Annotated in this window: 17 protein-coding genes; 2 read left to right on the top strand and 15 right to left on the bottom strand. The window is 36.0% G+C overall.

Annotated features, from left to right (window positions below; translation table 11 throughout):
* Positions 1-59: 59 nt before the first annotated feature.
* Genes ABVM53_RS02345 through ABVM53_RS02355 form a run of 3 tightly spaced genes read right to left on the bottom strand, consistent with a single transcriptional unit; the run spans position 60 to position 6,919 of the window.
* Positions 60-1,736 (bottom strand): DUF4957 domain-containing protein, encoded by a 1,677-nt coding sequence (locus ABVM53_RS02345; RefSeq protein WP_405329017.1) that lies wholly within the window; start codon positions 1,734-1,736, stop codon positions 60-62.
* Positions 1,737-1,766: 30 nt separating this feature from the next.
* Complete coding sequence (locus ABVM53_RS02350; RefSeq protein ID WP_405329020.1) at positions 1,767-3,590, bottom strand: RagB/SusD family nutrient uptake outer membrane protein; 1,824 nt, start codon at positions 3,588-3,590, stop codon at positions 1,767-1,769.
* A 41-nt stretch (positions 3,591-3,631) separates the two neighbouring features.
* On the bottom strand, positions 3,632-6,919 hold the full coding sequence (locus tag ABVM53_RS02355; protein WP_405329023.1) for a SusC/RagA family TonB-linked outer membrane protein: 3,288 nt from the start codon (positions 6,917-6,919) through the stop codon (positions 3,632-3,634).
* A gap of 238 nt (positions 6,920-7,157) precedes the next feature.
* Between ABVM53_RS02355 and ABVM53_RS02360 the strand changes: the two genes are divergently transcribed.
* The gene (locus tag ABVM53_RS02360; RefSeq protein WP_405329026.1) at positions 7,158-8,204 is read left to right on the top strand and encodes a LacI family DNA-binding transcriptional regulator; all 1,047 of its coding nucleotides are present in this window, start codon (positions 7,158-7,160) and stop codon (positions 8,202-8,204) included.
* Positions 8,205-8,234: 30 nt separating this feature from the next.
* Here the strand turns inward: ABVM53_RS02360 and ABVM53_RS02365 are convergent, their stop codons facing one another.
* The 12 genes from ABVM53_RS02365 to ABVM53_RS02420 all read right to left on the bottom strand — a co-directional run bounded on the left by ABVM53_RS02365 (position 8,235) and on the right by ABVM53_RS02420 (position 21,281).
* A complete protein-coding gene (locus tag ABVM53_RS02365) occupies positions 8,235-9,851 on the bottom strand; it encodes a UxaA family hydrolase (RefSeq protein WP_405329029.1) in 1,617 nt (538 codons plus the stop codon).
* Positions 9,852-9,875: 24 nt separating this feature from the next.
* Positions 9,876-11,318: a tagaturonate reductase gene (locus tag ABVM53_RS02370; protein ID WP_405329032.1), complete on the bottom strand. Its 1,443-nt coding sequence runs from the start codon at positions 11,316-11,318 to the stop codon at positions 9,876-9,878.
* A 25-nt stretch (positions 11,319-11,343) separates the two neighbouring features.
* The gene (locus ABVM53_RS02375) at positions 11,344-12,630 is read right to left on the bottom strand and encodes a TRAP transporter large permease (protein ID WP_405329035.1); all 1,287 of its coding nucleotides are present in this window, start codon (positions 12,628-12,630) and stop codon (positions 11,344-11,346) included.
* The gene (locus ABVM53_RS02380) at positions 12,627-13,097 is read right to left on the bottom strand and encodes a TRAP transporter small permease (protein ID WP_405329038.1); all 471 of its coding nucleotides are present in this window, start codon (positions 13,095-13,097) and stop codon (positions 12,627-12,629) included. Before ABVM53_RS02380 ends, ABVM53_RS02375 begins: the two co-directional genes overlap by 4 nt.
* A 1-nt stretch (position 13,098) precedes the next feature.
* Complete coding sequence (locus tag ABVM53_RS02385; RefSeq protein ID WP_405329041.1) at positions 13,099-14,091, bottom strand: TRAP transporter substrate-binding protein; 993 nt, start codon at positions 14,089-14,091, stop codon at positions 13,099-13,101.
* Positions 14,088-14,759, bottom strand: coding sequence for a bifunctional 4-hydroxy-2-oxoglutarate aldolase/2-dehydro-3-deoxy-phosphogluconate aldolase (locus ABVM53_RS02390; protein ID WP_405329044.1), 672 nt, complete (start codon positions 14,757-14,759; stop codon positions 14,088-14,090). Before ABVM53_RS02390 ends, ABVM53_RS02385 begins: the two co-directional genes overlap by 4 nt.
* Before the next feature lie 10 nt (positions 14,760-14,769).
* Complete coding sequence (locus tag ABVM53_RS02395; RefSeq protein ID WP_405329047.1) at positions 14,770-15,777, bottom strand: sugar kinase; 1,008 nt, start codon at positions 15,775-15,777, stop codon at positions 14,770-14,772.
* A gap of 5 nt (positions 15,778-15,782) precedes the next feature.
* A complete protein-coding gene (gene uxaC / locus ABVM53_RS02400) occupies positions 15,783-17,210 on the bottom strand; it encodes a glucuronate isomerase (protein ID WP_405329050.1) in 1,428 nt (475 codons plus the stop codon).
* A 52-nt stretch (positions 17,211-17,262) separates the two neighbouring features.
* Positions 17,263-18,024 (bottom strand): SDR family NAD(P)-dependent oxidoreductase, encoded by a 762-nt coding sequence (locus ABVM53_RS02405; RefSeq protein ID WP_405329053.1) that lies wholly within the window; start codon positions 18,022-18,024, stop codon positions 17,263-17,265.
* A gap of 1 nt (position 18,025) precedes the next feature.
* On the bottom strand, positions 18,026-18,859 hold the full coding sequence (kduI, locus tag ABVM53_RS02410) for a 5-dehydro-4-deoxy-D-glucuronate isomerase (RefSeq protein ID WP_405329056.1): 834 nt from the start codon (positions 18,857-18,859) through the stop codon (positions 18,026-18,028).
* A gap of 168 nt (positions 18,860-19,027) precedes the next feature.
* On the bottom strand, positions 19,028-20,035 hold the full coding sequence (locus ABVM53_RS02415; RefSeq protein ID WP_405329059.1) for a DUF4861 family protein: 1,008 nt from the start codon (positions 20,033-20,035) through the stop codon (positions 19,028-19,030).
* 22 nt (positions 20,036-20,057) lie between these two features.
* Positions 20,058-21,281 (bottom strand): glycoside hydrolase family 105 protein, encoded by a 1,224-nt coding sequence (locus ABVM53_RS02420; protein ID WP_405329061.1) that lies wholly within the window; start codon positions 21,279-21,281, stop codon positions 20,058-20,060.
* Between the two features lie 612 nt (positions 21,282-21,893).
* Between ABVM53_RS02420 and ABVM53_RS02425 the strand changes: the two genes are divergently transcribed.
* Complete coding sequence (locus ABVM53_RS02425; RefSeq protein WP_405329064.1) at positions 21,894-24,125, top strand: fasciclin domain-containing protein; 2,232 nt, start codon at positions 21,894-21,896, stop codon at positions 24,123-24,125.

The raw sequence follows: 24,125 nt of genomic DNA on the forward strand, positions 1-24,125 counted from the left end.
GCGTTTAAATAAAAAGTTCTGATTTCATTCAAAATCAGAACTTCTTTTAGATTGTTAATTTAGTTAAACCACCATCTAGGATCTCCTATCAAACCACCCACTGATGAAGCGCTTTGTAATCCCGGATTTTGTGATACTGTAAAATTTGTAGTCGTCCCATCCCAGCCTAAATTTATTCTGAAAATATTCTCAACTGTGATATAAGGTTGCTCGGGTATTGTTAGATCAACTGCATCTGCTTCACTTGAATTTTTCAGATTAAAAAAGTTGTTATTAGCAATACGTGCCGAGGATCCAGAACCGTCTAAACGTAACAGAGATTCTCCAACCGTAGAACCTGGGAGTGGAATATTTGCAATAATGGAATTAGTTATTATAAGATTCACATCTACACTTCCTCCGTCATATAAAGTATAATTACTTGAAGAACCTATACTATTAATAGTACAATAATCTATTAGCACAGTTGGTGTAGGTCCTGGAGCATCAAGGCTTTGCCTTCTTCTTATTAATAAATCTGCCGAAGTGTAAATTGTAGAATTTGTGATATTAATTTCATTAAAAATCAGCTCATCAAGATGGAAAAAGCCATAATTACTAGGTGAGATATTATAAATTAAAGAGTAATCAATAGTAAAACTATCCATAAAGTAACCACTATTAGGCCCTCGATTTGCCCGGAAAGCACTCGTTGATACATCGTGAATTATGGAATTATTGAACCTTACATTTCCAAAATTAGTTTCTCCTCCGGTAAGATTTATAAGATACAGTGCACCATTACTACCATCCAACTCAATACCATCTATAGTAATACCGGCTCCATCACCATTTAAAGTAAATTCTTTGAACATAACTTTTGTATCTCTAGGATTACTAGATGTAGAAACTATGGAAATAGATTTACCTGTTATATTAAAATTAGAATCACTCTCATCATAACTCCCTGGATTTAATGCAATCACATCACCATCTACACTTGCATCAATAGCATCAGATAAATCATCACCTGGAGAAAGTGTCGTGGTATAAATTGAAATTTTTGAAGTGGTAAAAGCACGATACCCTACGCTGATAGAACCTTGATATAGATCAATCTGATATTTAGTTTCAGGAGATAAATCGGTTAATAATTTTACTCCTTCAGCTGCTTCAGCAGGAGTTACACTAACATCGATAGGATCGCCTACCAGCACACGTTCTTCGCCTGCTTCTTGCGTAAACTCCTGAATTGAAACCGAAGAAACTCCATCTCTTGGCATCCAACGAATTGTAGCAGAGTTTGCTCCCACTTCTGGAGCGTAAACATCATATAGGATTTGAATACCTCTTATTCTGAAACTGTATCCTGGTGTCCAATTTGATTCTGGACGGTCTTCATAAGCGTTTGCTTTTATTCGAGCGAAATATGTTTTACGCACTTCAAGCTCAGCATCTGTAAAGACTATTCCTGTTGTATCGGTTTGCTTTTCGAGAATTATTTCAGCTTCATTAGTAAATAAGGAGTCTAGAGAAACTTGAGCAGTATATGTTTCACCTATGTTTCCTGTAAATAAAGAAGGATCCCACGTTAATCGAGCTTCATTATCAAAGCCTTGGGTATTTACAGTTCCTGGAGTAAACATCTTAATAGGCCCCAGATTAGCATCATCGTCTCTATCACAAGAGATAAGCAAAGGCAGTGACAGTACTATCAATGTAATTCCCGCTAATCTTTTAAATTTAAAATTTATCATTTGCGTGTATGTTTTAATGATCACTATTGTTTAATATCCGTAATCTTGGGTAAGATTATAATTGGTATTCAAAATATCATCAAAAAGAGGTAACAACTCCTTTCGGTTAGGTTCAAAATATTGAGCAAAACCTTTACGCTCGCTATCAATATAATCTGCATCCACCCCATCTCTCCAGCGTGCCTGAGAATAACCTGAAGGTACCGTGGAAGGTGTGGGATTATAATATACTGTTGATTGATCGTTACCACTATAATAAATATCTAGGTTTTCCACTACCTCTTGAGCGCTAGCTTCTGGGTTGTAATCTGCTACTTTATAATAAATTACTTCAGGAACATTAGTGTAATCACCGGTTCCATTCATGAAGTCTGTGAGTTTTGCTTTGGTTTCCTGTATTTTATCATTAATTAAATTCCAGCGAATCAAATCATATTTACGGATACTTTCACCACCAAATTCTAATAAGCGCTCGTGAACTAAAGCCTCAAAAAATGCATCTTTGGATGTAGGGGTTGTTCCTATTTGTGATGCGTTACCACCATATGCACGTATTCTCACTTCTTCCAAGGCAGAAACGGCTTCTGCAGAAGGGCCATTATTGATTTCATTATCAGCTTCGGCAAACATAAGAAGCACATCTGCAAAACGTATTAACGGCCAGTTTACAGCTAAATTTTGAGAGGGACCAGTTATGGAAGTCCAAGATTTTCTGAATTTACCATCTGTCCAACTACCCGCTTGAGCTACTTCAGTCTGCTCATCCTTATTAATCTGTAAGAATGTAATGGTTACATCTCTACGCAAATCATTTCGGCCAAATTCATAAAAATATGTTGGGATTGCATTAATACCACCCCCACCGTTCCATTGTGAAGCACGATCGTGACGCAAACCATTGTAATATCCTAATTTACTATCTGTGCTTGAATTACCTCCAAATGCTCCTACCTCAAAAATTATCTCATTTGTTGCATCTGCTCGACCTTCGTGCAGTGATCTAAATAAGTCCTCAAACTCTGGATTTAAATCATGCTCTCCCCTACGAGCTATAATTTCCTTACATTCATTAAATGCAATCTGATAATATGTTTGGGGACTGCTACCCTGAATCATTTGCACCGGATCTCGGCGCAAAGAATATCCTGCTCGTGCCAGTGCAATACGCGCGCGTAGGGCTTTCACGGCTGCTTTGGAGAGTCGTGTAGGTGTTGAACCTATTTCAGATCGCCACGGAATTAATTGAGAGGCCTGTTCTAAATCGCTTAAAAGTTGTTCATAAATAACATCACGATCTGTTTTAGGTAAAAAAATATCTTCAAGATCGGCCGCTGGTCTGTCATGAAAAGGAACATCACCCCAATTACGTATCAGCTCATAATAGAATTGTGCTCTTAGGGTAAGTGCTTCTCCTAAAAACTTATCCATCATCGCTTTATCAGATTCAGAACCTGTAGTGTATACCGTAGATCCAGGTATATTTTTAATACATAAATTTGCACGCTCAATCCCACTATACAACTGTTTAAATGGGTTATTAAGTTCTGAATTTGAAGAGCAAGCTTCAAACATACTTATACCTCTACGGTCATTGCAATTGTAATCGCCTGAAGTTTCAAAGTCGTCTGCGGCAAGGGGTAAGATTGAAGATAAACGATTACCGTAACCATTATCTCCTATAAGCTCCCCATAAATTGCCGTCACTGCTGAAGATGTATAAGATACATCATTGAAAAGAGCGATCTCTGACGTTTTTGAAGGATTATCAAGATCTATATAGTCCTCACATGAAACAACAAGCGTGATTATTGTTAACAGACCACTTAAAATGCCAAATCTTCTAATAATTTTCATAGCATATATATTTTGTTTTGTATGTATCATTTTAAGATTATTTAAAATGTGATATTAACTCCACTAAGAATAAATCTACTACGTGGGTATGCAGCATAATCTACACCAGGTGTTAATGGATTGCCTCGTCTTGTATTTGCCTCAGGGTCATAACCAGAATAACCGGTTAATGTAAGCAAGTTATTCGCAGTTACGTAAAATCTAAAGTTTGAAAATACTTTAAGCTTATCAAGAACTGTGTCCGGTAATGAGTACCCCAGAGTAATGTTACTTAACCTTAAATAAGAACCATCTTCAATAGCATAAGAATGCAGAATGTATTGCCCACTAGGAGGTGTCCAGAAGGTGGCATTTTGATTAAGAGTTGCCAGTGCAGTAGGATCCATAACACGCTGACCTTGATCATCAAAATTCCTCCATCGACCGTTAACTTCGGTTAACATATTATTATCACGATATAAGTATTGACTGGTAAACTCTATTTTGTTAGCGTTATAAACTTTATTACCGACAGAAAAATTTACAAATACACTCATATCAAAATTCTTGTACGCTATTTGTTGATTTAAGCCTCCATAGAATTTAGGTTGTGGATTACCTAGTACAGTTTTATCTTCATCACCAATGACTCCGTCTCCATCAAGATCTTTCAGTTTAAGATCACCAGGGTTTACTCCTTTAGATCCTAAAGCCGCAGCACTAGAACTTGGCACACCATCTTTAAGTGTATAGGTTTGTGTCCCTGCGTCATAATTAAAATCGTCGACGGTATAAAAACCATCTGTTAAATAACCATAAAATTGACCTATAGGCTGCCCAACCTCAACTTTAAAATCGCGAATATTATTAACCCAGCCAGAAGATTCTAAATAGGAGTCCACATTACCCCCATTTGTATTCTGACCTAGACTTCTAATTGTATTTTTATTAGTTGCAATATTAAAATTAGCACTCCATCTAAAATCTTGATTTTGAACTATATCACCTCCAAGGGCTAATTCTACCCCTTTGTTACGTGTAGCCCCACTGTTTTGAAACTGAAATTCATAGCCACTAGTCTGAGGTATTTTGGCTCTCAGTAACAGATCATCAGTATCTGTCACATAAGCATCTATACTTCCAAAAAGACGATCATTAAAGAAACTAAAATCAATCCCGACATTCTTAGAAATTGTTTTTTCCCATTTTACATTAGGGTTTGCTAATTCAGATGGAGGCGCAGCACCCGGAGTAATGCTTTGATCAAAGGCATAACCATTTGTACTCGACACATCAAAGAAAGTACGATATAAAAATGGTTCAATACGATTGTTTCCAGAAGTACCATAACTCGCTCTTATTTTTAGTGAGTTTAACCAGTTTATATCTTGTAAAAAGGCTTCCTTTTTAGCATTCCACGCAAGTTGAATAGATGGAAACGTAGCATAACCATAATTAGGATCAAATACGCTAGAGCCATCTGTTCTTACTGATAATGTTGCTAGATACTTTTTATCAAAAGAATAATGAACTTGCCCGAAAAAGGATATAATTCTATCAATATACACTTCTGAAGTTGGAGGATCTTGTACTTGGCCGGCCGGAGGAGTTGCACGTTGAATACCTGCAAATGCCTCAGGAGCTGTTATATTTGAAGGTAACCATTTTACATATGTCCTTCCAGATTCTCCATCAGTACGTACTGTTTCTTGACCTAATAAAACATCCAGTCTATGTAGATTATTAATTTTCCAATTGTAGTTAAGTGTATTTGAATTAGTTACTCTGCGCGTTTGACTGTTACGTAGATCAACCACGGGCATATCTGCATTAGCCCGCGCAACACTAGTCACTTTACCATTAAAAATATTTGTTTTCCGATCATTCTGAACATAACCAATTACACTTTTAAAGGTTAAATTTTTAAAAATCTCATAACTTAAATAACTATTAAGAATTAAATCATTGCGGTAATCAAATTGAAGCTCATTATTAGCTAACAAAACCGGACTTGTAAGATTTGTCAGTGTTGCATATTGGGGATCAAATTCATCCACAAAGTTTTCATTTCCAGGACCTGTAAAGGGTTGATAACGCACCGCATTTCTCAATCGGTTTGAACCTTGTGAACCAGTTGAAGAAGTCCCTGCTCCGTCTATTTTTCTGCGGCTGTATCTGGCATTAACACCAAATTTTACTTTACTATTTATTTTATGATCAAATTTAAAATTTGCGGCATCACGCTTATAACCTGAGTTAAGCATAATTCCTTCTTCTTCAACATGATTCATCGTAAGACTGAATGTTGTTACTTCAGACCCACCTATTACGCTTAAGTTGTGCGTTTGATTAAAAGCCTCACGACCAAAAACTTCGTCCTGCCAATTTTGAAAAGGAATATTTCTGTAATTCTCTAAGTCTGCATAGGTCCCATAACGTTGTGTGAATGTATTGGACAAAGATTCATCTCCGGGAAAATTATAAAGTTCGTATTGATAATTTACATATTCATACGGATTCATAACTGGTAATTTGTTTACGATTTGACGTACACCCATATACCCGCTGTAAGTAACCTGCGTAGGAATAGCTTTCCCTCCTTTTGTTGTAATTAGAACAACACCGTTAGCACCGCGGGCACCATAAATCGATGTTGAAGCCGCATCTTTAAGTACATCTACTGACTCTATTTCTTGAGGAGAAAGAATAGATAAGGCATTTTCAACCTGAATTCCATCAACAATATATAATGGACTATTATCTTGTGTTATAGAAGTACCACCTCGCACACGAATGGTGACATCTGCTCCTGGAGCTCCCTCAGTTGTAGAAACTTGAACCCCCGCAAGACGACCTTGAATAGCCTCTGCTGCACTATTTAAAGGAATATCTTTGATTTGTTCAGAATTTACTGAGGAAACTGCTGAAGTCAATTCTTCCCTCGAGACTTTAGAATAGCCTACGACTATTAAATCATCCAGTGCAACAGTATCTGGTTGTAGGGTGATATTAACGATCCTCCGCTCTCCTACTTCTTCCGAAATCGTTTGAAAACCTATGTAAGAAAAGACTAAAATACTGTCCTCGCTTACTACATCGATTGAGTAATTACCATCAAAATCAGTCACTACTCCATTTGTAGTACCCTTTTCTAATACGGTAACGCCTCCTAAAGGAATTCCATCTGCATCTGTAACTGTTCCGCTTATTTCCTCAAATTCTGACGCACTATTATTCATTCTGATACTAAAAATTTTTGAATGATTGTTAGCATTGGCTAATAGTGGAAATAAAAGAATTAAATAAAGCAGTAACGAACAAGCAGGCATTGTGTGTGCTGTTTTTCTCATAAGTTTTACTATTTACGCTGTTAGTTTACTCAAATATTATTTTTGCGTAATCGATTGTATAAAAATATATAAATTATGTTAAGAAACAATTAAAAACTTTTATAAATTATGAAATATGAGACTTTTAACAGTTAAATATTTAAGCTTGCGGTTTAAATAGTACAATTATGATCGACGTGATAAGACATTTATAAAGAAAAATAATTTTATATTGGTAACTAGTATTTATTAGAAAAACATGCGCCAAAAAGAAAAGATTACCATTTATGATATTTCAAAAAAATTAAATATCAGTGCAGCGACGGTTTCAAGAGCATTAAATGATAGTAACCGGGTAAGTCCTAAGACGAAAGAACTAGTCTTAAAAATGGCAAAAGAATTAAATTATCAACAAAATACGTTAGCTCTAGCATTAAAAAGTGGTCGTACTTTTAACGTAGGTGTTATCGTACCCTATATTAATCACACTTTTTTTGCCTCTGTAATACGTGGCATTGAAGAAGAGCTGACTCCTAAGGGTTATCACGTCATTATTTGCCAGTCACACGAAGACGTGGCTAATGAAGCCCGCCAGATTAAAACATTACTCAATACGCATATAGATGGAATATTTATTTCAGTTTCTAAAACAACAGAAGACTTATCGCATATTCAAGAAATACAAGATGATGGGGTGCCTCTTATCTTTTTTGACCGTAAAAAAGATATAAGAGGGGTGAGTTCGGTTACCATAAACGATTATGAAGGTGCATTTATGGCTACAGAACATCTTATCAAACAGGGATATAGAAATATAGTCCATATAGGAGGAGATTCTAAATTGGAGATTTATAAGCACCGTTACGATGGTTATATAGCAGCATTAAGAGAATATGATATAGCTATAGACAACAATCTTATACTTGAAGTTAGTAGTACTGTTGAAGCGGGCATTGAAGCTGTAAAAGAGCTCCTTGATAAAAATATTGAATTTGATGCATTTTTCTCTGCCAGTGATTATGTAGCATTAGGAGGATTAAGAGAATTGCGTAGCCGCGGAATAAAAATACCCGAGGAGGTTGGTGTTGTAGGCTTTAGTAATGAACCTTTTACAAAATATTTAGAGTGTCCGTTGACCAGCGTTGGGCAAACTCCGATGCTAATGGGTCAAATTGCAGCTCAGGTTTTTTTAGAGCAAATTAATGATCAATCTAAAAGTGTCAAAGTAGAAAAAAAAGTAGTTTTAATGCCCGAGCTCTATGAACGGGAGACATCATCAAAAAAGGGAGTTACAGTAAATCTGTAACTCCCTTAGTTTTAATTAATGCTGTTTACATTATAGGGAGACGCCTCTTTTCCAAGGAATAAAATCATCTTGCCCTAAAGTGTCTGCTTTAGATTCAATTGCACCACTTGCAACTTGAATTACATATTCTAATATTTCTTCACCCATTTCTTCAATGGTTTTTTCGCCCCTTATAACACCGCCGCTATCAATATCAATAATATCTGGCATACGTCTGGCGAGCGTACTGTTTGAAGCAACCTTCAAAACCGGAGCAATCGGGTTTCCCGTAGGTGTTCCCAGACCGGTTGTAAACACCACCACAGTAGCACCAGAACCCACCATAGCTGTGGTACTTTCTACATCATTACCTGGCGTGCACAACAAGTTTAAACCTGGATTAGTCACATACTCCCCATAGTCTAGTATTGCTTGTATAGGTGAGGTTCCTCCTTTTTTTGCTGCACCTGCAGACTTCATAGCATCTGTAATCAAACCGTCTTTAATATTTCCTGGCGAGGGATTCATATCAAAACCTGAGCCGGCATCTATAGCAGATTTTTCATATGCTTTCATTAACTGCATAAAACGCATTGCATCTGCATCACTGGTACAGCGATTTACTAACTCCTGCTCTACTCCGCATAATTCAGGAAATTCTGATAAAATAGGTGAACCACCTACTGCTGCCAGAAGATCTGAAGCATATCCCAATGCAGGATTAGCCGAAATGCCAGAAAATCCATCAGAACCACCGCATTCTAGACCCATTTTTAATTTAGCTATAGAGGCTGGTTTGCGCTGTATCTTATTGGCATTTTTAATACCTTCAAAAGAGTCTTTTATAATTTTGGCAAGCATCGCATCTACAGTTCCCTCGGCTTGTTGTTCATAAATTAAAACCGGTTTTTTAACATCATTAGTTATGCTTGCAAGTGCATTTTTAAAAATATCAATCTGCAGGTTTTGGCAACCTAAACTTAAAACAGTTGCTCCAGCAACATTGGGGTTATTAACGTAACCTGCAAGTAATTTTGAAAGCGCTACAGAATCTTGTCGTATTCCGCCACATCCACCTTGATGAGTAATAAATTTTACCTCAATATTGTCAAAGATAGCCTGTTCTTCTTCTATTTCAAGTATAGCGGTATCTTCGGGCATCCCCTGAATTAAGTTACGCAATAACTGACGCTGCCTACTTGCTTTGTGAAAAGAAAGTTCTTTTTCAAAAACATCTTTTAGTAATTCAATATTTCGATTTTCACAAAATACCAGTGGAAAAAATAACCAAACATTTGCAGTACCTACTTGTCCGTCTTCTCTATGGTATCCCATAAACGTACGGTCTTTCCACTTTGTGATGTCGGGTGCTGTCCATGAGACAGTCTCTGTTTTTTTTGAAACCGTGTTCGCCTCGTGTTTTATATTTTCAGTGGTTAGAACTCCTCCCAAGGGTATTTGACTCAAAGTCTTCCCCACCAGAACACCATACATATAAATTGAATCTCCTGCAGCCAGATTGGCTAATGCAATTTTATGTTTTGCCTTACAGTCATCAAGAACTGAAATTGTCATTCCTTCAAATTGTAAGCTATCTCCCGCATATAAATCTACAAGTGCTACGGCTACATTATCATCGGGATGTACTTTTATAAGCTTACTTTTCATTTTATTCATTATTAAGAGAGTTAATCATAACTCTTTAAAATTATTATATCCTTCTTCTATGCCGTGAATATCAATAAGTTCCAAAGCCTTGACAATACTAGCTTCTAAACCATCAATTTTACTTAGATCCTGATCCCAAAATGATACATAGCTTAGAACTTCATGAGCAATGTGATTAAAATTATTTGACGACCATGCCTTATTAAATACAGCAACAACTTCTGCATCATCTTGGACTGGTAAAGGCTGCTCTTTATAATTGCCCTTGTAAAATCGAATTAAACACGCGAATGCAAAGGTAAGATTAAAAGGTAATCGATTGTATTTTTCTTTATATTCTAATAAACTGGGTAATACTCGAACCTTAAATTTAGAAACTGTATTTAGAGCAATGCTAGAAAGTTGATGTTTTATAAACGGATTTCTGAAACGATCAAATACAGCATCTGCAAATACTTTTAGTTCTTCATCAGACAAATCTAATGTAGGGTTGATTTCATTAAATACTGCATCCCGTACAAACCTTCCAGTAAATGTATCATCTATAGTTTCTTTAACCGTATCATTACCATATAGAATAGAGAATGGAACCATAGTGGTATGCGCTCCGTTTAAAATACGCACCTTTCGGGTTCTGTAAGGTTGCATATCTTCTACTACAAGTATATTCTCTTCAATTTTATGAAATGGAATTTTTTCTTTCAAAGCAGCTCCGCCTTCAATCACCCATAGTAAAAATGTCTCAGCGGAAACTATTAAGTTATCTTTAAATTCAAGCTGACTTTGATACGATTCTATATCATCCTTAGGATAACCAGGCACGATACGATCAACCAAAGTATTATGAAAACTATTGTGATTTTCAATCCAAGATTTAAAAGCATCGCTTAATTTCCATAAATCTGCATACTGCAAAATTATTTTTTTAAGCGTATCTGCATTATGATTAATTAATTCACATGGAATTATCGTCAATCCTTTATCTGCAGCTCCTTCAAAATGACTAAAACGCTTGTATAGCAATGCAGTAACCTTTGCAGGAAAACTATTATGCGGAGCACCTTCTAATGTATCCTGATCATCGTAGCTGATACCTGCTTCTGTGGTATTTGATATCATAAATTCTAATGCCTCTTCTTTCGCAAGAGCCAAGTAGGATGTATAATCTTCATAGGGATTTATCCCCTGCTGAATACACGATATTGTGTGAATCTCTTCAGTCTCACTACCATTCTTTATTCCTTTTAAAAATAGATTATATAACCCATCCTGCTCGTTAAGCATTTTGATTAATCCGTTTGCAAGCGGCTGAATTACTGCAACACCTGCATTAAAATGAGCCTCTTTATTAAGTTTATCTATAATATAATCTACAAAAGCTCTCAAGAAATTACCCTCCCCAAATTGAATAACTCTTATAGGTAGTTTTTCTGTATATCCTGAATTTTGTCTAGTTAAATTTTTCATTGTTTATCTACGTTAGAAATATTATTTATTCAAATAAAGAAGGTAACCAAAGGCTGATTGCCGGAATAAATGTTACTAAAAGTAATACGATAGCCATTACCGCATAAAGTGGTAGCAAGGGCTTCATTATTTTCTGGATTGAAGTTTTTGCTACTCCAACTCCAATAAAAAGTACAGCTCCTACTGGCGGTGTACATAAACCTACACATAAATTCATCACCATCATTATTCCAAATTGTACAGGATCTACACCCATACTGGTTACCACGGGTAAGAAAATTGGCGTAAATATGAGAACTGCAGGAGTCATATCCATAAACGTACCTACAAAAAGTAGTAAAACATTAATAATAATAAGAATTACAAATTTATTGTCGCTTAATGCTAATAATGCCGCACTTACATTTTGAGGAATATTTTCGAAAGACATGACCCACGACATACTCATAGAAGTTGCAATTAATAACATAACAATAGCCGTGGTACCTACTGAACTTAAGAATATACTCTTTAAACTTGAAACTTTTAATTCACGATATGCAAATGAAAGTACTAGGGTATATAATACAGCGATACCAGAAGCCTCTGTGGCGGTGAAAACTCCTGTCACAATACCCCCAATAACCACAACTAATAAAAATAAACTAGGTAAAGCGTCAAAAAAGGTACGCAAAACAACACTCATATTACTACGTTCTCCAGCAGGATAACCTTTTTTCTTAATCCAGATTGCAGCAACTAACATTAATGCTAACCCCATTAAAATTCCTGGTATATATCCTGCTAGAAATAATGATGCAATAGAAACACCTCCACTTGCTAGGGAATAAACAATAAGTACATTCGACGGCGGTATTACTAGACCAGTTGTAGAGGCCGTGATATTTATCGCTGCCCCAAATTCTTTGGAATAATTTTCCTTTTCCATAAATGGTCCTAAAATACCACCTATAGCAGAAGTCGCAGCCACTGCAGAACCCGATATTGCACCAAAAAGCATTGCCGCAATAACATTTACATAAATAAGTCCTCCTGGTAATGCCCCCATTAAGGCTTTGGCAAAATTAATAAGGCGCAGAGCTATACCTCCTTGATTCATAATCTGCCCAGCCAATACAAATAATGGTATAGCTAGTAGTGAAAAACTATCAAGTCCTGTTGCCATGCGCTGGGCGATGGTCGTAAAACTAGCTAATGAGTCTATAGAAACCATAATAGTAAGTAGACACGAAATACCGATAGACCATGCTACTGGAACTCCGATAGCAAGGAGTACAAAAAACACTAGCACAAGAATTAAAATCTCAATCATGACAACAAGTATTTTTTAGGATTTGATAATTCTATAGATTTATATAATATTATTAAGACTCCACTTATAGGAAGTACCATATATACGATACCTAAAGGCAGGCCTAAAGCTGCGGAGTATTGACCCAGCTCATAATTAACATAGACTAGATTTCCCCCACCTATAATCAGTGCAAAAAATGCGAAGAGTATAATTAGAATATTAATACCTATCCGCAGTTTTATACGATTTTCGGGATTTAATTTTGGTGGAAGAATATTAATAGCCAAATGCTCTTGCTGACCTGAAGCATATGCAGCTCCTAAAATGCCTATCCAAATTAAAAGATATCGTGCAATTTCTTCGGTAAATGAACTTGCAGCTTGTAATACATATCTTGAAAATACCTGCCATAAGACCGCTATAACGATTGAGGCCATTAAAAAAACTAAAATCGAACCTAATATTTTATCTAATGCTCTTTTCATATTAATTGTTCTTTACAGCTTGAATGGCCTTAATTAATCTTTTCATTTCAGGGTTCTGTTCAAATTCCTCATACATAGGTTGTACTAATTTTCTAAACGACTCCTTCTCTGGTCTAATAATTTCTACACCCGCTTTTTGTATTTCTCTCAAAGCCTCCATTTCGGCCTCGTGCCAGATTTTTTTCTCATATTCAAGAGATTCCATTGCAGCCTCTTTTACCCACTTTTGTTCCTGTTCAGAAAGTTTATTCCAGATTACGGTACTTATCAATAATTCGTCTGGCAAAGCGGTATGTTCATCAACAATAAAATATTTACAGACTTCGTAATGATGGGATAGATAAAAACTAGGTAAGTTATTTTCGGCACCATCTACAACACCTTGTTGTAATGCAGTGTACAACTCTCCCCAAGCGATTGGAGTAGGAGATCCGCCAAGACTTTTAACCATATTCATAGCAGTCTGGCTTTCCATCACACGTAGTTTTAATCCCTTTAAATCTTCAGGATTTTCAACTCGTTTTTTAGTATAAAAACTTCTACTTCCTGCATCATAAAAGGTTAAGCCTTTGAGTCGCTGCGGAATGCTAGCATTTAATAATTCTTCACCTATAGGACCTTCTAAAACTGCAAAACGGTGCTCTGCATCTCTGAATAAAAAAGGAAGACCGAAAACTTTTAATTGTGGTGCAAAATTTTCTAAAACTCCGGTTGAAACTTTAGTCATTCCTAGGCTACCTATCTGTAAAAGCTCTAGACACTCACGTTCAGAACCCAATTGCTGACTGGGATATATATCCAGTGATAATGTGCCATTAGATTTTTCTTTAAGCCGCTCTCCCATAAAAATCATGGCTTTATGTACGGGATGCGTAACATCTAAGCCATGTGCCAGTTTGATAACACGCGTTTCGTTTATTTCTGCACAACTGAAACTACTTAGCAGCAATGCTATACTTACAGAGAATAAAATATATTTTAAGTAATTTTTCATGATCTAATTTTTTTAACCAGATCAAGAGCTTCTCTAATTTTAACCGTTATTGCAGGATAATCAAATATGCCTTCAGCGTTTTTAATAAAGAGTTTTGATCCTATTCCTACGCAGTGAGCACCAGCATTAAACCAGGAATTTAGATTTTCTTCGGTAGGACTTACCCCACCGGTAGGCATTATACTTGCCCATGGCAATGGTCCCTTTACTGCTCTTACAAAGTCTGGCCCACCTACTTGTTGACCCGGAAAAATCTTTACAACTTCTGCACCTAACTCTTCTGCATACGATATTTCTGTCACCGATCCACAACCGGGCATCCACCCTACTTTTCTACGGTTGCAAACTTTTGCCATTTCTGCATTTACAATAGGAGAGACGATAAAATTTGCTCCTAATTGAAGGTATAAAGAGGCCGTACTGGCATCTAAAACAGACCCAATACCTAGAATCATACCCTCAAGATTTGCTTTGGCATATTTATTCAGTTCACCAAAAACTTCATGGGCATAATCTCCTCGATTTGTAAATTCAAAAACACGAGATCCACCGTCGTAACAGGCTTTCAAAATCTGTTTACAGACCTCTAAATCCTCATGATAGAAAACCGGTACAATTCCATTTTCCTGCATTCGGGTAACCGCTTCTATTCGCGTATATTTTGCCATTTTGTTTTTATTATCTTTTAATTCTTCCTCCTGTATTTCCTTGCATCACTTCTGTAATTTCAGCAACAGAAACTAGGTTAACATCTCCCAAAATGGTATGTTTTAAAGCGCAAGCTGCATTAGCAAAAGCAAGTGCCCTTTCTGTATCATAATGTCTTAAACCATAGATAAGTCCTGCAGCATAGGCATCACCGGTACCTATACGATCTACAACTTGTGTAATTTCTAATTCTGAAGTTTCAAAGTAGATATCATCCACCCAGGCTCTCCCATAAATTTTTTGCCAAGAGGCACTTAAGCCAGTACGTATTTTATCAAAAATTTGAGTGATATTTGGGCAAGCAGTCATGAGGTGCTTACTGGCTTCGATAAAGCCTTCTTTATCAAGAGTAAATGAAGTTCCTAATATTTCATTAATTTCATTTACGCCGCCTATAAAAATCGTTGATAGACTTACTAATTCTTTTAAAACCTCTTGGCCATTACGCCCATATTGCCATAAATTACTGCGGTATGCAGGATCGGTTGTAATTTGTATTCCTTTTGCTTTCGCTGAAATTAAAGCGACTTTTAATTCTTGATATGCGGCTTCTGAGATTGCTGGAGTTATCCCGGTCCAGTGAAAGAAATCCGCATTTGCAAATATTGTATCCCAATCTGTTTTTTGAATATTAGCAAAAGACCCATTTAGCCTATTGTAAGCAATCTGACTACTTCGCATTCCCGAGCCAACTTCAAGTAAATACTGCCCTATAGGATGATTAACCTTTTGTACAGCAGAAACATCAAGACCATATTGACGCATATTATAAATAGCTGCATCCCCTACAATATCATTAGAAACTGCGGTAATATGCTTTACGGACTCACCTAAAAATGATAACGAAGCACCAACATTCATCTCTGTGCCACCAAAGAAAAAATCTAATGATTTCGATTGCATTAATTTCCGATTTTCAGGAGGAGAAAGTCGCAATAATACCTCGCCAAAGGTTACTATCTTTTTTGTATCAATCATTAATTTTAAAAGTTGAAATAATTCTTAGCATTGTGATAACTAATGTTTGCTACCATCTCACCTACCAGATTCATATCTTTTGGGATCTCTCCTGAGGCCATTTCCTTACCTAATAAATTACAAAGTATGCGTCTAAAGTATTCGTGACGCGGAAACGATAAAAAACTTCTACTGTCTGTAAGCATTCCAATAAAACAACTTACCAACCCCATATTTGAAAGGGCATTTAGTTGTTTTTCCATACCATCTTTCTGGTCTAAAAACCACCAGCCTGACCCCCATTGAACTTTACCACGTATACTACCATCATTAAAGTTTCCTATCATCGTAGCAAAAATCTCATTCTCTCCGGGGTTTAGATTATAAATAATAGTTTTTGCTAATCTATCTTTACTATCAAGTGCATTTAAAAAGCTTGACAACCCTTCTGCCTGCTTATAGTCTCCTATAGAATCCCAGCCTGTATCCGGACCTAGCTGACTAAGCATACGTTTATTATTATTACGTAAAGCACCCAGATGAAACTGTTGTACCCAACCGAATTCATGATAGGCTTCTCCCAGAAACACAAGAATTGCTGTTTTAAACTGCTCTACTTCGAGTTTGGTTAACTTAGCGCTATCTCTACGTTTTTTGAAAATTTCATCAACTTGACTATCGGTTGCTGGCTCCCATGACACATAGTTTAAACCATGATCACATAGTGTACATCCATTTTGATTAAAATACTCTATACGTTTACGTAATGCTGCCTTTAAATCATTATACGAGTTAATACTTACTCCCGCAACACTTGCCAGATCATTAAGGTATGTGTTGTAGGTATCGGTTTCTATTAAAATTGCTTTATCAGGTCTAAATGCAGTACTCATTTTAAAACCAGCTTTTTCAGCATCAAATGCTTTGTGATATTCTAATGAATCAAGCGGATCTTCTGTAGTACAAACTGTCTCTACATTCATTTTTTTAAGTAAACCATTGCAGCTGTATTCTGGCATTTGCAATTTGCGGTTTACTTCTTCATAAATTGCAGGGCCTGTTTCTTCATTAAGTAATTCATCAATATCAAAGTAGCGTTTTAATTCTAAATGTGTCCAGTGATATAATGGGTTACGCAAAGTATGCGGAACCGTTTTTGCCCAAGCTAAAAACTTTTCTTCATCCGTAGCATCTCCTGTAATAAAATACTCATCTACGCCCAATGCGCGCATAGCACGCCATTTGTAGTGATCTCCCTTTAACCATACCTGCGTAAGATTTTTAAACTGGTGATCTGCTACAATCTCTTCTGGTGGTAAATGATTGTGATAATCTATTATAGGCTGTGAAGCAGCATAATTATGATATAATTCTTCTGCAAATTTGTTTTGCAGTAAAAAATTATCTGTGATAAATGTGCTATTTAATGGATTTAAGGTCTTAATTGAACTCATTGTATTAACGTATTTCGATCTAAAAGAGATTTTATCTATGGAATAAAAAAAATTATCTACCCATCCAGCCACCATCTACAGTCATTACATGACCGCTCATATAATCGCTGGCTTTTGAAGCTAAAAATATTATAGGACCTTTAAAATCATCAGGCTGTCCCCATCTGCCCGCAGGAATTCTCCCTAATATTGAAGAACTACGCTCTGGATCCTCCCGTAAAGCTTCGGTATTATCTGTTGCGATATAACCCGGTGCTATAGCATTAACTTGTACACCTTTTCCTGCCCACTCATTAGACAAAGCCATTGTAAGTTGACCTATTGCACCCTTTGAGGCAGCATAACCTGGAACAGTTATCCCTCCTTGGAAAGTTAATAATGAGGCAGTGAAAATTACTTTACCACTACCTTTCTTAATCATTTCTTTGCCCAGTTCCCGACTTAGTATAAACTGTGCATTTTGATTTACCTCGATTACTTTATCCCAGTATTCATCACTGTGTTCTGCTGCAGGAGCGCGCAATATCGTACCCGCATTATTAACTAATATATCGATTACAGGATTTTCATCTTTTACTTTTTCTATAAACGCATATAATGATTTACGATCTGAAAAATCACATTGATATCCCGTAAATTTTCTTCCGGTTGCTAAAACCGCTTTTTCTATTGCCGATCCTGAAATTTCTAAAGATGCTGAAACTCCCAGTATATCTGCTCCTGCTTCTGCAAGAGCTTCCGCCATTGCGAAACCTATTCCTCTTTTACAGCCTGTTACTAAAGCTGTTTTACCTTCTAAATTGAATAAACTCATTTTATTTTAAATCTTCTGGTGAAACGCCATCCATATCACCATAATCCATATTCTCACCAGCCATACCCCAAATAAAAGTATAATTAGAAGTACCCGCTCCAGAGTGAATAGACCATTCTGGAGAGATAATTGCCTGATGGTTTTTCATAAAAATATGACGTGTTTCATCTGGTTGTCCCATAAAATGGCTAATAGTTTGCCCATCTTCAAGATCAAAATAGAAGTATACTTCCATTCTGCGGGTATGCGTATGTGCTGGCATGGTGTTCCATACATTGCCCGGCGCTAACTCCGTCATTCCCATTTGCAGTTGGCAAGTATCTACAACACTGTTTACAAGAAGTTTGTTAATTACCCTTTTGTTAGAATATTTAGAATCACCTAGTTCAACAATTTCCGCTTCATTTTTAGTTACTTTTTTTGTAGGATACGCATGGTGCGCCGGCGCAGAGTTGATATAAAAATACGGTTGATCTTCGGTAGCTTCAAAAATCACCTCTTTTACTCCTTTCCCTACATATAAAGCTTCCTTATTACCAAGTTCATAAACAGTACCATCAACTGTTATTTTACCTTTACCTCCTACATTGATAACACCCAATTCACGGCGATCTAAGAAATGCTGGGCCTTTAAGTCATCTATAGCCTCTAATTTTAGCGCCTTACTAACGGGGAATGCACCACCCGCGATATAGCGGTCGTACATGGTATAGGTTAAATTAATCTCATCTTTTACAAATACATCCGGGATTAAGAAATGCTCTCTAAGTTCTTTAGTAGTATATCTTTTTACATCTTCTGGATGGTGTGCGAATCTAAATTCTGAGTTTGTCATGTTTAATTTTTTAATTGTAATTTTCTTAAAGATCGTAAATTACGGAATCCTTTTTAAATGTAAAAAATACATTTTATTTTTAGGCTGCTTTTATAGTATTAATCTTTTTTGAAAGTTACGTTATGTTTTTTGGCAGTTTATCCTGTACTATGTGGTAAAATTTAAATTTTATTCCAGTACCCCTTCTGCCTCTAGCTTTTGAAGCTTTAAATTTAAATCTGCCATAAAACTTTCTTTGCTGGTTATGCCTCCCTTTTCTTGATCCCAAGCTGCTAGAATATAATAAGTCTGTGTATTAACCGAGGGGTTAAAGATTACCAAATGATCATCTGGTCCAGTTGCAAGAGTGGCTTGAGCTGTATTATAAAACAGTGCCATCCCTAGCTGATCGTCTGCACCGGCAAGTGTTTGTTTACCGTAAGTAGCTAAATACGCCCACTTTCCATTTTCACTAGCCTGCTCAATAAGTGGAATATCATCGAATTTCACGATTCCTGTTGCTAAACCTTCTATCTCCGACTCTGACGTTAAACTTATTTTTAAGAAACGATCTTGCGGAAAAATACTTATTTCAGATTTTAAATTTGTACTAACCTCTCCAGTTTTCCACCCTGTATAATTTATGGTTATTGTAGAAACTGTATCTGAATTATCGACCTTAGCTGTAGTTTTTTCAACTGTATTAAAATGAGCTATCGTATCGCCCGTAAAACGACCATAGCCGCCAATTCCCATAGATTTACCGGCTTTCAAGATATCTTGCCCCCAAGGTGCATTCTCGTGATAAGAATCAAACCCATCTTGCCCCACGTAAGGTAATACCAACGTATCTACACGTTTTCCAAAAATATCAAGTGCATTACGCCAATCTAAATATAACCGATAAGCAACTTGCTTATTCTCCCAACCTGGTCCTTCATAACGTATGTACCAAGAGTGATCTGTATGCGCTGCAGGCACCTCTAAGTAATCAACATTTTTAAAACTACCCTCTACATATTCTCTAGTCTCTGTGTTCCAGCTTCCACCTTCTTTAATTGAAAGTTCTGCATAGGTAGCCCCCATCTTTTCTTCAGATATATCCTTTTTTTTAATTTCGGCTTTATCCTCATTACTTTCTTTACAAGCTGCTAATGTTAAAAATGCAAAAGCCCCAACTAAAAATTTTGTTTTCATATCCTTTTTATTTGAATGGTGTTTATCGTTCTAATTGTAATGCTGCCATAATAAACGGGCCTGTTCCTTTAGGATCGTTGTCTTGTTTACGCTCATTAACGTAATACTCAAAAGAACCATCGCGGTATGGGTTACCTCCAAGGCCAGCCACTGCACAAACTTGAGTTAAGGTGATTGTACCATCACTACCCCTCACGATAAGCCGGTTTATTAAACCGTCAAATGCTTTGTTTGCAGCATTTTTAAATTTATCATCTAAATAGCCTTTATTAGCACCCTTAGCAAAAGCATATGCAAACATCGCACTACCTGAAGCTTCTAAATAATTTCCATCTTTATCTCCCCTATTAGTTACCTGATACCACAAGCCACTCTCATCTTGAAATGAAACCACTGCTACGGACAACTCCTTTAAATAAGAAATAAGTTCAGTTCGCTTAGGATGATCTTCAGGGAAATAATCAAGTACGTCAACTAACGCCATTGCATACCAGCCTAATGATCTGGACCAAAAATGAGGTGAAACACCCGTTTCAGGGTTAGCCCATTTTTGTTCCTTGCTTTCATCCCAACCGTGATAAAGCAAACCAGTTTTTGAATCTAAAGCGTTATTTTGAATTAATTCAAATTGTAGCGCAACATCATTGAGATTCTTACCCTCTTCAAATTTACTAGTGTATGCTGCATAAAATGGTGCTCCCATATATAAACCATCTAACCACATTTGAGAAGGATAACGCTTTTTATGCCAAAAACCGCCTTGAGATGTTCTAGGATGTTCTTGAAGTTGCTTCATTAGAAGCTGTATGGCTTTTAAATACTTTTCATCTTCTGATTTAGTATATATAGGGAATAATAGCTTCCCTGCATTAATCATGTCTATATTATAGTCTTCTATAGTGTAGGTAGCTATAGCACCATCGTCTTCAATAAGTGAATCTGCGTAATGTTCTGCATAATCGTAATACTTTTGATTTTTAGATACATCGTATAAATCTAAAAACCCTTTTAATACTAAGCCATGTACATAATCCCATTTAGCATCTTCTCTCCCATCAATTTGAGAAGCTTTAGGATTACGTAGCATAATAGACTCTGCCATTTGTACAGACCAGAGTTGCTGAGCCAATGTATCTACCTTCTGCTCGTTTAACATTTCTTCGCTCTTCGCAGAATTATTCTTGCACGAAGCAATGCTTACAATAAGAAATACAAATGCAAAATAATTTATTGGATGGACTTTCATAATCTAACAAACTCGATTTAACGGGATGACTAAAACGATTGAAACTAAATAAAATTTTATACAATCGATTACACAAACATAACATAGTTTATAAATAAAACAAAGAATTGCACGTTAATTCTATAAACTATTTCATAAAATCTAAAATTATTTCATTTCTCATAGAATTTTCTATAATTACTCGCTTACTTGATTTTTTTACTACATATATAATCTAATAAGCTTCCTCCCAATTAACACTTTTTACGATTGATTAAAACAGTATAAATATTAAGATAATCATCGACTTAAGTATTTCCACATAATTAACATAATTCCTAAAAAATCATCATTCATAGCTCATTCTCGCGTATAAAAACTTATAATTATAGATTAATTTTTCATAATTAAAGAAATTAAAAACACAAGCATCTCTTCAAAAGTGTCAAAAATTCCGACAAATCACTTCACTCACGACCCTTTCTTGTTAAAATATAGCAGGTAAAACGTTTAATCTATTTAATAACAGGAAAGTACAGGACGCCAAGCTAATAACTGCCCATTACATTTGAATGCAAACGATTTCGCAATTGTTTCAAGCATTAAACTCATTATGTCTTAACAATTTTAAGAATGAATAAAAAATTACATCATTATTTATTACTCCTGTCTGTACTAATTACTCTAACAAGTTGTAGCAGAGAAGAAGTAAATGAGTATTACGCACGTCCTGATGATCTAGAGGATCCTATTTTTCAACAACTAGAAGCGCGAGGTAACTTTTCAAACTTTACTGCACTTATTAATAAAGCAGGTTATAAAAACATTTTAAGCAAGTCTGGATATTGGACTATGATGGCTCCTAATGATGCCGCATTTATTAAATATTTTGCTGAAAATAATATTTCTACCGTTTCTGAAATAGATTCAATAACTGCAGCGAAAATTGTACGCTATGCACTTATTTATAATGCGTTTAGAACTGAACGTCTAAGTGATTATCAATCACGAATAGGGTGGGAAGAAAGTACTTCTTTTAGAAGGCGAACTGCTTACTATGATGGCTTTCAAACAAAAATTGTAAATGGGCAATCTATGGTAGTTGTTGGATCAAACAGAAACAATTCACTTGGTGGAGATTCCTATATTCCTGGCGACAACAATAATAAACACATCACCTATTTTTTGGAGGAATACATGACCAATGCAGGCCTAGGTGCTAGCGACTATAATTATTTCTTCCCTAATTCAACATATACCGGTTTTAATGTGCTTAAGGCGGAAGCAGTAGAAAAAGATATCATTGCAGAAAATGGTATTATTCACGAGGTAAGTGAAGTTTCTTTACCATTAATTAACCTCGATCAAAAACTTGAAGAGAGTAGTAATTATAGCCTCTTTAGAAGTATGCTTGAAAATAATCTGGTGAATTACGTATTTGATCAAGAAGCTACAACAACTTATCAAAACTTCACTCGTAATTCAGACAATGTGTTTGTGAAAGTTTATGACGCTGCTTTGTCGTTTTCTCCAAATAATGAAAACTATATTAAAGAGTCTGACAATGATGGCCAAAGTGAGGCCTACACCCTAATAGTACCCGAAAATACAGTTCTGCAAGGGTTTGTTGATGACATTTTACTTAAGCACTACACAGCACTTAATAAGCTACCAAAATATGTGTTTGAAGACTTTTTTAATGCGCACATGGTGCAAAGCGCCGTTTGGCCCACACTAGCTTCAGGTTATAATAATGAACTTGGAGAAGATTTACGTATTGATTTCAATACTAATGTTATTGAAGCTAAAGTATTAAGTAATGGCTTTTTCTATGGAACGAATAAAGTTCAAGAATCAAACCTCTTCTATAGTGTTTACACTTCAGCATATTTAGACCCAAAATTCACGTTAGCTACACGCCTTTTTAATGATGGTTCAAGTTTTCGTGAAATTATAAGTAACCTATCTGCAAGATATACATTGTTTTTACCTTCTGATACCGTATTAGCAGATCTTGGTTTTGGTTACGATATACCTACGTCTTCCTACACATATACCTCTCCTGAAGGCAATACCTTACCGGCTAACATTGCCAGATCACGTCTTTTACGTGTTCTATTTAATGGAATTGTACCTACTCCTAATGATGAACTAAATGATTTGTCAGGATCAGGTATCATTCGCTCTGGAGATTTTGATCTACCGGGAGAATACATTAAGTGGGAAAATGGTCAGGTTTACGCGGCTGGAAATGAGGTTTTAAATAATCGTGTAAATATAATCGGTTCTGAAGATCAGCGCAATGGTCGAACATATTATATAGATAAACTTCTAGAATTTAGTGAAGAACCACAAGGTTTAGACTTAAAAAGACTCGCAGAAGTACCTGGATCTGAGTATGCAAATTTCTATAGTTACTTGGAGAATGCTACACTATATGATAGAAATGCAGGTGTTATAGATGGTATAGAGTTGGGTACATCATACACGTTTGCCATACCTAATAATGATGCTATTATACAAGCAGTAAGAGATGGTGTACTTCCGGGAGATACAGCTACAGGAATCCCCAATTACAATCCAAGCACACAAGGGGAAAAGGATAATGTATCAGACTTCATTAAATATCACATTTTAGCGACACGTACGGCGTCTGACGACGGGCTGATAAATGGCCTTACTGAAACTTTATTAAAAGACGAACTAGGCGAAAAGACATACATCAATATTAGCAGTGCTCAAGAGGATTTATTTTTTACAGATGCTGCAAATCGAGTAGCAAATTATATCCCTGCCTTAAGTAATAATCTGGCAGATCGAACCTTAATTCACCTAGTTGACAACTATCTTTTATATACAGAGTAA

Origin of the sequence: Leeuwenhoekiella sp. LLG6367-2.1 (genome assembly GCF_045055775.1) — a bacterium.
Taxonomy (GTDB): Bacteria; Bacteroidota; Bacteroidia; order Flavobacteriales; family Flavobacteriaceae; genus Leeuwenhoekiella; species Leeuwenhoekiella aequorea.